The 10,842-nt window shown below is 73.6% G+C and carries 10 protein-coding genes; 1 reads left to right on the top strand and 9 read right to left on the bottom strand.

All coding sequences use genetic code 11. The annotated features are described in order from the left end of the window. Positions 1–107 precede the first annotated feature (107 nt). The 3 genes from ACFW9D_RS35670 to ACFW9D_RS35660 all read right to left on the bottom strand — a co-directional run bounded on the left by ACFW9D_RS35670 (position 108) and on the right by ACFW9D_RS35660 (position 4,654). A complete protein-coding gene (locus tag ACFW9D_RS35670) occupies positions 108–1,598 on the bottom strand; it encodes an APC family permease (protein ID WP_384629190.1) in 1,491 nt (496 codons plus the stop codon). Positions 1,599–1,734: 136 nt separating this feature from the next. Continuing rightward, positions 1,735–3,102: an aspartate aminotransferase family protein gene (locus ACFW9D_RS35665; RefSeq protein ID WP_384629188.1), complete on the bottom strand. Its 1,368-nt coding sequence runs from the start codon at positions 3,100–3,102 to the stop codon at positions 1,735–1,737. A 76-nt stretch (positions 3,103–3,178) separates the two neighbouring features. Further along, positions 3,179–4,654, bottom strand: coding sequence for an aldehyde dehydrogenase family protein (locus ACFW9D_RS35660; RefSeq protein WP_384629185.1), 1,476 nt, complete (start codon positions 4,652–4,654; stop codon positions 3,179–3,181). 264 nt (positions 4,655–4,918) lie between these two features. On the opposite strand from ACFW9D_RS35660, the gene ACFW9D_RS35655 reads away from it, so the two are divergent. Further along, the gene (locus ACFW9D_RS35655) at positions 4,919–5,536 is read left to right on the top strand and encodes a TetR/AcrR family transcriptional regulator (RefSeq protein ID WP_223205917.1); all 618 of its coding nucleotides are present in this window, start codon (positions 4,919–4,921) and stop codon (positions 5,534–5,536) included. A gap of 19 nt (positions 5,537–5,555) precedes the next feature. On the opposite strand, the gene ACFW9D_RS35650 is transcribed toward ACFW9D_RS35655, so the two are convergent. From ACFW9D_RS35650 to ACFW9D_RS35625, 6 genes are all read right to left on the bottom strand, one after another. Further along, positions 5,556–6,482 carry a LysR family transcriptional regulator gene (locus tag ACFW9D_RS35650; RefSeq protein WP_188336570.1) on the bottom strand — a complete coding sequence of 309 codons (927 nt, stop codon included), beginning with the start codon at positions 6,480–6,482 and terminating at the stop codon, positions 5,556–5,558. Beyond that, a complete protein-coding gene (locus tag ACFW9D_RS35645; protein WP_384629181.1) occupies positions 6,479–7,648 on the bottom strand; it encodes a M20 family metallopeptidase in 1,170 nt (389 codons plus the stop codon). Before ACFW9D_RS35645 ends, ACFW9D_RS35650 begins: the two co-directional genes overlap by 4 nt. Then, a complete protein-coding gene (locus ACFW9D_RS35640) occupies positions 7,648–8,322 on the bottom strand; it encodes a DUF1028 domain-containing protein (RefSeq protein WP_384629179.1) in 675 nt (224 codons plus the stop codon). Before ACFW9D_RS35640 ends, ACFW9D_RS35645 begins: the two co-directional genes overlap by 1 nt. Further along, entirely contained in the window at positions 8,319–8,777 is a 459-nt protein-coding gene (locus ACFW9D_RS35635; protein WP_188336567.1) for a RidA family protein, read from the bottom strand. The genes ACFW9D_RS35640 and ACFW9D_RS35635 overlap by 4 nt, the downstream gene beginning before the upstream one ends. A 10-nt stretch (positions 8,778–8,787) precedes the next feature. Then, complete coding sequence (locus tag ACFW9D_RS35630) at positions 8,788–10,059, bottom strand: flavin-containing monooxygenase (RefSeq protein WP_384629177.1); 1,272 nt, start codon at positions 10,057–10,059, stop codon at positions 8,788–8,790. A 125-nt stretch (positions 10,060–10,184) separates the two neighbouring features. After that, a partial coding sequence (locus tag ACFW9D_RS35625) for a phosphatase PAP2 family protein (protein ID WP_384629174.1) occupies positions 10,185–10,842 on the bottom strand: 658 nt, incomplete at its 5' end.

The following is a 10,842-nucleotide window of genomic DNA, read 5'->3' as shown; positions in this document are numbered from 1 at the left end:
GGGGGGGGCCCCCCCGCGGGGGGCCCCGGCCCCGGGCGCCCCGCGGGACGCGGGCAGCGGGGCCCGGGGCGCCACCCTGGGCTGAACCCGGGGCGGCGGGGGCGGCGCTACGCGGGCGCTGATTCGCGGCGCGCCACGCGTACGCCGATCGTGCCCACGACCAGGAGCAAGCCCACCGTGCCCAGCGTGAACGACTCGAAGGAGAGCCGGGAGACGCCCCACGAGTCCATGAAGTCGTACTCGATGCCGAAGACGCCTTCGAGGACGCCGGGGAACAGCGCCGACCAGGAGCCGACGAGGATCCACGCGTACACGAGGCCGGCACAGGCGAGGAAGCCCCGGTCGCCGAACGGCACCCGGTAGGGCCGTTCCACCTCGGGCCGGCGCAGCCGGAGCAGGACGAGGGCGGGCACGACGACGAGGTACGACAGCAGCAGCGTCGTGACCGCGACGGTGAGCACCACGGCGAAGACGGCGCCGGCGTCCCCGTCGGCGAGCTGCATCGCGGTGAGCATGAACAGCGTGGCCACCGCACCGGAGAGCAGGTTGGTGCGGACCGGCGTGCCCAGCTTCGGGTGGAAGGCGCCGAGCTTACGCGTGAAGAAGCCTCCGTCGGCCGCCGCCATCGCCTGCATGCGGTCGCTGACGATCATCCAGGCGCTGCCCTGCGTCAGGAGGGCGAAGACGAACATCACGGCGGTGGCCGTCAACAGGGGCCCGGCGGCCGGTCCGTAGACGTCGAAGACGAGCCGCGCGCCCTCCATGAAGCCGCCGATGCCGGTGACCTGCTTGACGGGGACGACGGCGAGCAGCGCGAGCACGGGCAGCAGGTAGCAGGCGGCCGCGACGGTGGCGGAGCGGCCGAGCGCGGCGGGCACGTCCTTCTGCGGGTCGTGCATCTCCTCACCGGCGGCGTTGGGCGCCTCGAAGCCGACGTACGCGAACAGCAGGATCGGCACGAGGGCCAGGAAGCCGGCCGCGGTCGGGCTGAAGTGGGCCTCGGTCAGTCCGTGGAAGCCGTGCTCGATGCCGTAGAGCGTGGCGGTGAGCGTGAACAGGCCGAGGGACAGCACCTTCACGAGGGCGCCGACGGTGGTGATCCACTTGCCGCGGCTCAGCGACACGACGGCGGTGAGGATCGCGGCCCACACGAACAGCAGCTTGAAGACGTAGTCGGCGACGGTGCCCGAGCCGAGGTGGAAGACGAACCCGTCCCACGTCTCGGCGGCGAGGAAGACCAGTGAACCGCCCAGCCAGATCGGGTTGGTGACCCAGTAGAAGAGGGTGGTGAGGGCGGCCGCCGGGCGGCCCAGCGCCAGCTTCACCCAGACGTACGGGCCGCCCTCCTGCGGGAACGCGGCGCCGGTCTCGGCGAACAGCAGGGCGTAGGGGATCAGGAAGAACAGGGCGAGCGCCGCGGTCCAGGTGACCGCCTCGCCGCCGCCGGTGGCGATCTGCCCGACGGTGTCGAAGGAGATGACCGCGGCGATGGCCATGGCGGTGATGTCGAAGCGCTTGAGGCTGCGCCGCAGCCCGGGCGGGGCGTCCGGCGCCTCGTCGGCTGCGTGCGGGGCGGCGGGGGAGAGGTTGGAGGACACGGGCAGTTCCTTGGCGGGGTAGAGGGGACTGCGGGACTGCGGGGGGCGGCGGAGGGCCGCGGCGACGGGGTGGGATCCGTGTCGGGTGAGGCGGGGACGGGGAGGCCCGGCGGGGACCGGGCCTCCCGGGCGGGGGTCAGGCCCCGCGGATCTCGCCCGTGGGCGCGGTGCGCTCCAGCACGCCGCGCAGCGCGGACGCCGCCTCCTTGGCCTCGGCCTCGGTCATGATCAGCGGCGGCGACAGCACCAGGCTGTGCGCGGAGTCGCGGACGATGACACCGGTCTCGCGGCGGATCACGTCGTGCGGCATGTTGGCCGGGTCGAGCGGCAGTGGCACGCGCGTCTCGCGGTCCTCGACCAGCTCGACGGCGAGCATCATGCCGACGGAGCGGATCTCGCCGACGATCGGCAGATCGCCCAGCTGCGCCTGGAGTTCGGCGTGCAGGAAGGCGCCCATGCTGGTGGCGCGGCCCAGCAGGCCCTCCTTCTCGATGATGTCCAGGTTCGCGAGGGCGACCGCCGTGGCGACCGGGTGGCCGTTGTACGTGTAGCCCATCGGGAAGCCGTGGTCGCGCAGCAGCACCTCGGCGACCTGGTCCGCGACGAGCAGGGCGCCCAGCGGCACGTAGCCGGAGGTGATGCCCTTGGCGGTGACGATGATGTCGGGCGTGACACCGAAGTGCTGGGCGGCGAACCACTGGCCCACGCGCCCGTACGCCGTGACGACCTCGTCGAAGATCAGCAGGATGCCGTGCCGGTCCAGGACCTCGCGCACCCGCGGCCAGTAGTCGGCCGGCGGCACGAGCATGCCGCCGACGCCCATGATGGGCTCGCCGATCATGGCCGCGATCTTGTCGGGGCCGATCTCCGCGATCCGCTCCTCCAGTTCGCGGATCAGGAAGTCCGTGACCTGCTCCGGCGTGGAGGCCTCGCCGCCGTACAGGTCCGAGCGGTAGGGCCACGGCGGGGTGAGGTGGCTGACGTGCGGCATCATCGGGGCGAAGCCCTCGTGGTACAGCGGGAAGCCGGTCGCGGAGCCGCCGCCGTAGCCGATGCCGTGGTACGCCTTGCTGCGCGCGAGGATCCAGGTGCGGTCGGTGTCGCCGCGCCGGTGGTGGTAGTAGCGGGCCATCTTGATGGCCGCCTCGTTGCCCTCGGAGCCGCCCGACGTGAAGTACACGTGGTTGAGCGGGTCGGGCGCGATCTCGGCGAGGCGGGCGGCGAGCGCGATGGCGCGGTCGTTGGAGAACTCCCAGAAGCTGGTGAAGTACTCCAGCTTCTTCATCTGCTCGTGGGCGACGTCCGCCAGGTCCTCGCGGCCGTGACCGACCTGGGCGAGCCACAGGCCGCCGGTCGCGTCGAGGTAGCCGCGGCCCTCGGAGTCGGTCAGCCGGCAGCCGGAGCCCTCGGTCATGACGACGCGCTCGGTCGCGCTGCCCGGCAGGTACGGGTGGATGATGTGCGCCCGGTCGAGGCGGGCGAGTTCGGCTGCGTCGTGGGTCATGGCGGTGGTGCTCCCTTGTTGCTCGTGGGCGTGGCTGGAGAGTGGTCGGGGCGTCGGCCGGGCGGCGGTGCGCCGGTCAGCCGTAGGCGATCCAGGTGGTCTTCCGGCCGGTGTACTTGTCGAAGGAGTGCAGCGAGAGGTCGCGTCCGTGGCCGGACTGCTTGAAGCCGCCGAACGGGGTGAACGGGCTGAGCGCGTCCACGGTGTTCACCGAGACGGTGCCGGCGGTGAGGGCGTCGGAGACGCGGTGCGCGCGGGCGAGGTCGCGGGTCCACACGCTGGCCGCGAGCCCGTACACGGAGTCGTTGGCGAGGCGGACCGCCTCGGCCTCGTCGCGGAAGGGCAGCACGGTGAGGACGGGGCCGAACAACTCGTCGCGGACCAGCGGGGCGTCCGCGGCGAGGCCGGTGACGACCGTCGGGTCGACGTAGGCGCCCTCGCGGTCGGGGCGGGTGCCGCCGCACACGACGGTGCCGCCCGAGGCCGTGACCGCCGCGACGATCCGTTCGGCCTGCGCCTCGTCGACGAGCGGGCCGAGCCGGGTGGCCGGGTCCAGGGGGTCGCCGGGCAGCCAGCCGCGCGCGTGCTCGGCCACCCTGGCGGTGAACTCCTCGGCGACCGAGGCCTCCACCAGCAGGCGGGTGTTGGCGGAGCAGACCTGCCCGGTGTTGTAGAGGAAGCCCCAGGCGGCGCGCTCGGCGGCGGCCGCGAGGTCGGCGTCCGCGAAGACGACGTTCGGGCTCTTGCCGCCGGCCTCCGGCCAGACCTGCTTCATGTTCGACTCGGCGGCGTAGCCGAGGAAGCGCTTGGCGACGGCCGTGGAGCCGGTGAAGACGAGGGTGTCCACGTCCGGGTGCAGCCCGAGCGCGCGGCCGGTCACCTCGCCGGGGCCCGGCACCACGTTGAGCACACCGTCGGGCAGTCCCGCCTCGGCGGCCAGCTCGGCCAGGCGCAGGGCCGACAGGGGCGACTGCTCGGCGGGCTTGAGGACCACGCTGTTGCCGGCGGCCAGGGCGGGCGCCAGCTTCCAGACGGCGATGTCCAGCGGGAAGTTCCACGGCACGACCGCGCCGACCACGCCGAGCGGGGCCCGGCGGACCAGCGCCAGGTTCCCGGGCGGCGCCGGGGCGACCTCGTCGTAGAGCTTGTCGACGGCCTCGGCGTACCAGGCGAGGACACCGGCGGCGCCGGGCACGTCCGTGCCGTACGACTCGGCGATCGGCTTGCCCATGTCGAGGGTGTCGCACAGGGCGAGCTCCTCGGCGTTCTCCTCGATCAGCCGGGACAGGGCGAGCAGGACGCGCCGGCGCTCCGCCGGAGCGGTGCGCGACCAGCGGCCGTCCTCGAACGAGGTCCGCGCCGCGGCCACCGCCCGGTCCACGTCCGCCGCGGAGGCGGCGGCGACCTCGGCGACGGTCTTGCCGGTCGCCGGGTTCACGGTCGGGACGTACCCGGTGTCACCCGTGGGGTCGCTCCAGGCTCCGTCGATGAACAGGCGCGTGCGCGGCACGAGCTCGGCGGCGCGCTGCCGCCAGTGCGAGTACGTCGTCATGGTGTGGCCTTCGCTTACGAGGTGAGGCGAGGTGAGGAGAAGAGAGAGAGGAGAAGTGAGCTGAGGAGAGCTGAGGAGAGCTGAGGACAGGTGAGGCAGGGGCCCGGCTCCGCGGGGGACCCCCGGGATCTGTGCGCATCGGGCTGTGCTCGACAGGTCGCATCGTTCTTTGAGCTGAGATTCAAACAATTGCCGAGGCACCCGTCAATGCTCCCGGCGGACTCTTCTTGCAGAAATTGGTCCGAGTGGCAGAGAATCCCCGCCATGGGGAAAGTGGGCAGGCCGAGGAACCAGACGGCACGCAGAGAGGCACTCGTCACCGCGGCGGGACGGGCCATCGCGCAGCGCGGACTCGAGGGCCTGCGGATCAAGGACATCGCCGACGAGGCGGGCGTCTCGCAGGGCTCGGTGCTGTACTACTACCCCGAGCTCGACGACCTCGTCCTCGAGGTGCACCGCGGCGCCGTGGAGAGCTTCCTGGCCTCACGCCAGCAGGCCTACGAGGACGCCCCGGCCGGCGACGCCGTGGCCCGCCTGCGGGCGCTGGTCGCCAGCGGCCTGCCGGACAGCACGGAGAACGCCGTGCACGGACTCCTCTACGAGCTGCACCGGCGCGCCGGCCGCAGCCCCGGCCACGCCGAACTCATGACCTCGCTCTACGCCCGCGAGGTCGCGCTCTACACCACGGCGCTCGAAGTCGGCGCCGCCACCGGCGCGTTCACCCTCGGCGCGAGCGCCCGCGACCTCGCCCACGGGCTCGTCGCGATGGAGGACGGGTACGGACTGCACATCATCAGCCACAACGCGGCGGTGCGGCCCGAGAGCGCCCGCGCGCTGATCCTGGCCCACGCACGGGCGATCACGGGCTGCGCCGCGCTCTGAGCCGTCTTTGAACGCCGGTTCAGGCCGCGCCGGCGCCGCGCGCGATGTCCCGCAACACGTCCCGCACCGCGCGGGCCCGGGCCGTCTGCGTCACGCCCTTCACCGACGCGATCCGCACGTCGAGCGGCGGCCCCGGATCGCGCAGCTCCAGCTCGGCGACCTCGCCGCCGCCGTAGGTCTGCGTGATCGGCAGCCGCTGGTTGAGCAGCGAGAAGCCGAGCCCGCGGGCGACCAGCGAGCGGACCGTCTCGTAGCTCTGGGTGCGGTAGCGCACGTCGGGGGAGACGCCGGCCGCGGCGAGCAGCGAGCGGAAGTAGTCGCGGCTGTGCGGCAGGTCGAGCAGCACCAGGGGCTCCGCGGCCAGCTCCGCCAACTGCACCGGGCCCCGCCCGGCCAGCGGGTGGTCCGCCGCGACGACCGCGTACGCGGGGGCCCGCGCGACGGTCTCGCCGTGCAGCTCCGGCTCGGTCGCGAGGCCCAGGCCGTAGGCGAGCGCGAAGTCGACCCGGCCCGCCTTCAGCGCCTCGACGAGCTGGTCGGTCTCGCCCTCCACCACGTTCACCTCGATGCCCGGATGGCGCCGGGTGCACTCGGTGAACAGGCGGGGCACGTAGTGCGGGGCCAGCGTCACGAAGCAGCCGACCGTCACCGGGCCGGTGAGCGCGTCCCCCTCGCCCCGGGCCTCCCGCTCCATCTCCCGTGCGCGGGCGAGGAGTTCGCGGGCCTGGTGCTGCAGTCGCTCCCCGGCCGGGGTCAGGGTCAGGCCCTTGCCCCGGCGCCGGATGAACAGCTGCGCCGACAGGTCGTTCTCCAGGTTGTGGATCGCCGCGGAGACCGCGGACTGGGCGATGTGGAGCTCCGCCGACGCCTCCGACATCGACCCTCGCTCCGCCGCCACGAGGAAGTAGCGCAGCTGAACGAGGGTGAACCCCACCGGTGATGTCATGACCGACCCTTGCGCCCGTGTCCCGTTTCCGTGGCGACCCTACCCGCGGCCCGGTCGATGCCCGTCCACGCCAGGGCCATGGCACCGTCGAGCAGCGCCCGTTCGGCGAGGCCTCCGACGCAGTGCGCGGCGAACTCCCGCTGGTGGTTGGTCGCGGGCAGCGAGCCGATGCCGATGTACGGATGGATCGCGGGCACCACCTGCGACACGTTGCCCATGTCGGTCGACGCGCGGTTCATGCGCGCCGCCTGACCGGGCGGGGCGAACTCCCGGCCGAGCGCCACCGCGTTCGCCCGGTAGTGGGCCAGCGCGCTCTCGTCCGCGCGGAACTCCGCGTACGGCTTGCTCTCCGCCTCGACGCTCAGCTCGCAGCCGGTCGCCAGCGCGCCGGCCTCGAACGCCCGCATCACGCGCGGTTCGAGCTCCGCGAGCTCGGCGAGCGTCTCGGCCCGTACGTACCAGCGGCCCGTGGCCCGCTCCGGGATGGCGTTCGGCGCGTCACCGGCGTGCGTGACGACGCCGTGCACCCGGGCCGACGGCGGGAGTTGCTGGCGCAGCAGCCCGATCGCGACCTGGGCGACGGTGAACCCGTCGGCCGCGTTGACCCCCGCCTCGGGGTAGGCCGCGGCGTGCGCCGACTTCCCCGTGTACGCGATCTTCGAGTGACTGACCGCGAAGGGCCGGGCCTCGGCCACGTCGACGGGCGCCGGGTGGACCATCATCGCGAGGTCCACGCCCTGGAAGGCGCCCCGGTCGAGCAGCTCGATCTTGCCGCCGCCGCCCTCCTCGGCCGGGGTCCCGTACACCTCGACGGTGAGCCCCGCCTCGTCGGCGACGGCGGCCAGGCCCAGGGCGGCGCCGACCGCGCTCGCGGCGATGAGGTTGTGCCCGCACGCGTGGCCCAGGCCGGGCAGCGCGTCGTACTCCGCGCACAGCGCGATCCGCACCGGGCCGCTGCCGAACCGGGCGTGGAACGCGGTGTCGAGCCCCAGGTACGACGCGGTCACGTCGAAGCCGGCGCGCTCCAGGAGCGCGGGCACGGCGGCCGCCGCCCGGTGCTCCTCCCACGCCGTCTCCGGGTCGGCGTGCAGCCGCTCCGACAGGGCGATCAGCGCGTCCGCGTGTTCCGCGACGACCGCCCGGGACGCCTCCTTGAGCCGCCGCATCACAGGTCCCCCGGCACGCCGTACGACGGAGCCGACGCCGGGTCGAGACCGCGCCGCACGTAGTCGTCGCGCTGCGGAAGCCAGACGTCCACCAGCTCGGCGAGCCGGTCGACCGGGTCCTCGGCCCAGTCCACGCGCAGGTCGGTGACCCGCCAGCCGGCGTCGGCGACGACCGCGAGCCCGGCGGAGTGCACGGGCCCCTCCTCGCCGCCGGCGTCGAGCGCGGCGCGCATGGCGACGACCAGACGCTCCTCCAGCTCGCCCGCGGCGGCGGCGAAGGCGTCCAGCATGACGCCGGGGACATGCGTCCCGGAGAGCATGTTGCCCGCGGCCACCGCCCCGTCCATGGTCGCCGTCGCGTAGGTGCCGAGGGTCCGCTCACCGCTGAAGGCGAAGCCGGGACCGGAGCGGCCGAGGACCGTCAACTGCCGGTACTGGATGCTCTTCTCGTTGCGCGGGTGCCCGGTGACCGCTTCCAGGGCGCGCTCCGGGTCGCCGTGCTCCGCGAGTTCGTCGAGGAGGTCGGGGCCCAGCGTGGGGTCGGTGACGTTCTGCGACGCGGCCGCGCCGACGCCCGGCCGCAGATGGGCGACGCGCGCGGCGACCGCGGGGCTCGACGAGCTGACCGCGATGCCGAACCGTCCGCCGTCGCGCACCACCAGGGAGAACGTCACGCGCCCTCACCACCCGGGATCACGGCGATCGCGTCGATCTCGCACAGCCACTCCGGCCGGGCGAGCGCGGAGACGACCAGGCCCGTGGAGATGGGGTGGACGCCCTTGGTCCAGCGGCCCACCGTGCGGTACACGGCCTCGCGGTAGCGCGGGTCGACGAGGTAGATCGTCAGCTTGACCAGGTGCTCCATGCGGGCACCGGACTCTTCGAGCAGCATCTTGATGTTGGCCATGGCCTGCTCGGCCTGGGCCTCGGCGTCGCCGATGCCCACGGACTCGCTGGTGTCGAGGTTCTGGCCGATCTGCCCGCGCACGTACACGGTGTTCCCGGCGACGACCGCCTGGCACAGGTCGTTGTCGAGGCTCTGCTCGGGATAGGTGTCACGGGTGTTGAACGGGCGGACGCGGGTGTGCCCGCCGGCGACGATCGGCGCGGCGTGGCTGCTGGAGGTCATCAACTGCTCCTCAGTCCTGGTGGGTTACGGATGCTGTGGCGTCGTGGGCGAGGTAGCCGCGCTGGATCGCGATGTGATCGGCGACGTGCCGGGCGTCGTGCCAGACGCCCCAGATGAAGCTGGAGCCGCGGCGCGAGAGCCAGGGCAGGCCCAGGAAGTACACACCGGGCTCGGCGGACACGCCGCGCCGCTGCGCGGGCCGGCCCTTCTCGTCGAACGCGTCGACCTGGAGCCAGCCGTAGTCGGCGGTGTACCCGGTGGCCCACACGATCGAGGTGACCCCGGCCTCGGCCAGGTCGAGCCGGTCCCGGGGCTCGGTCACACAGGCCGGCTCCGGGCCGAGGACGTGCGCCCCGGGCTCCTCGGGCAGGTCCAGACCGTTGCGCTCCACGTACGCGTCGGCGGCGCGCAGCAGCGCGAGGTACTTCTCGTCGCCGGCGGCGATGTTCCCGGCGAGGTCCGGGGCGATGCTCAGCACGCCGTCCTCGTACGCCTGGGTCATGCCGAGGAGCTCGATCCCCTCGGCGGCGAGCGTGCGGAAGTCCACGGTGTGGCCGCCGCGCGCGCCGCTGACCGCGATGGTCACGTGCTCGGCCCCCTGCGGCGGCGTCTCCGCGTCCCACAGCCCGAGCACTCCGAGCCACCAGCAGAAGTCGCGGCCGCGGTACGAGCGCGGCGGACGGTCGTGCGGACCGACGGACAGGAAGACGCGGCGCCCGGACCGGCGCAGCTCGTCGGCGATCTGCACCCCGGACGACCCGGCGCCGACCACGAGGACCGCGCCCTCGGGCAGCTGCCCGGGATTGCGGTACGCGTTCGAGTGGATCTGCACGGGGACGGCGTCGTCCGGCACGATCGGCGGGAAAACCGGCCGCTGGAACGGGCCGGTGGCGGCCACGACGTAGCGCGCGTCGATGCTCCCCGCGGACGTCTCGACCCGGAACCCGGGCCGCCCGGCGTGCCGCCGCACCGAGGTCACCTCGACGCCGCAGCGCACGGGCGCGCCGATCTTCTCGGCGTACGCGGCGAAGTACTCCGCGACCTGGTCCTTGCCGGCGAACGCACCGGGCTCGACGTCCGCGAACTCCATCCCGGGGAACCGGTCGTGCCACGCGGGTCCGTTGGCGACGAGGGAGTCCCACCGCCCGGTGCGCCACCGCTCCGCGATCCGGTCCCGTTCGAGCACCAGGTGCGGGATGCCGTGGGCCCCCAGGTGCTCGCTCATGGCCACCCCGGCCTGTCCGGCCCCGACGACGACCACTTCGGTCGCTTCACTCGACATGTCAGCCTCCCTCCGGCGGCAGCGCCTCCCGGTGTCGCGCTGACGCCCCGAGCTACCGCACAGCCATCGTGGGCTCCCCCTCGACTTCTGTCGAACAGATGTTTCCGCGCTGAGCTATCGGAAAATCAGAGGTGGCCGGCCTGGGTCCGTACCCGGACGCGCGTCCACGCCCACGCGCAGACGTCGAGCAGCGCGAGCGAGAGCAGCCAGCTGCCGAGGACGTCGAGGGGCCAGTGATAGCCCTGACGGACCAGGCCGAGGCCCACCGCGAGGTTCAGCGCGGCGCAGGCGGCGAGGAGCGCGCGGCGCGGGCGTGCGGAGAGGTGAGGGCGCAGGAGGAGCGCGCACAGGCCGTACGCGACCGCCGCCGTCGCCGCGTGGCCCGAGGGGTAGAAGCCGGTCCCGGGGGCCATCGGCGGAGGGCCGGGGCGGGCGATCAGGGACTGGAGCGGGGCGACGAGGGCCGGGACCAGAGCCATGGCAGGGACGGCGATCGCGGCGGGACGCCAACTGCGGGCGCGCCAGGTGGCGAACGCGAGGGCCGCCGCGAGGACCGGCAGAGCGACCGGGAGATTGCCCAGGTCGGCGAAGAACTCGGCGGGTCCGGAAGGGATCGCGGACGTGGCGCGCAGGGCGTCACCGAGGCGCTCGTCGGGTCCGAGGAGCGGGCCGGAGGCCGCCACCTGCCAGGTGAGCGCGGCGAAGAGGAGGGCCCAGAGAGCGGGCCGCAGAAGGGGGAGAAAAATGGTCGGCCGGCCCGGAACAGGGGGGGTGGTTCCGGGC

Origin of the sequence: Streptomyces sp. NPDC059524 (assembly GCF_042749255.1) — a bacterium.
GTDB lineage: Bacteria > Actinomycetota > Actinomycetes > Streptomycetales > Streptomycetaceae > Streptomyces > Streptomyces xanthii.
This window is presented reverse-complemented; position numbering and strand designations above follow the sequence as displayed.

Coding starts and splice junctions, on each gene's coding strand:
- ACFW9D_RS35665 (WP_384629188.1), bottom strand. CDS start 3,102: ATGACCCACGACGCAGCCGAACTCGCCCGCCTCGACCGGGCGCACATC.
- ACFW9D_RS35660 (WP_384629185.1), bottom strand. CDS start 4,654: ATGACGACGTACTCGCACTGGCGGCAGCGCGCCGCCGAGCTCGTGCCG.
- ACFW9D_RS35655 (WP_223205917.1), top strand. CDS start 4,919: ATGGGGAAAGTGGGCAGGCCGAGGAACCAGACGGCACGCAGAGAGGCA.
- ACFW9D_RS35650 (WP_188336570.1), bottom strand. CDS start 6,482: ATGACATCACCGGTGGGGTTCACCCTCGTTCAGCTGCGCTACTTCCTC.
- ACFW9D_RS35645 (WP_384629181.1), bottom strand. CDS start 7,648: ATGCGGCGGCTCAAGGAGGCGTCCCGGGCGGTCGTCGCGGAACACGCG.
- ACFW9D_RS35635 (WP_188336567.1), bottom strand. CDS start 8,777: ATGACCTCCAGCAGCCACGCCGCGCCGATCGTCGCCGGCGGGCACACC.
- ACFW9D_RS35630 (WP_384629177.1), bottom strand. CDS start 10,059: ATGTCGAGTGAAGCGACCGAAGTGGTCGTCGTCGGGGCCGGACAGGCC.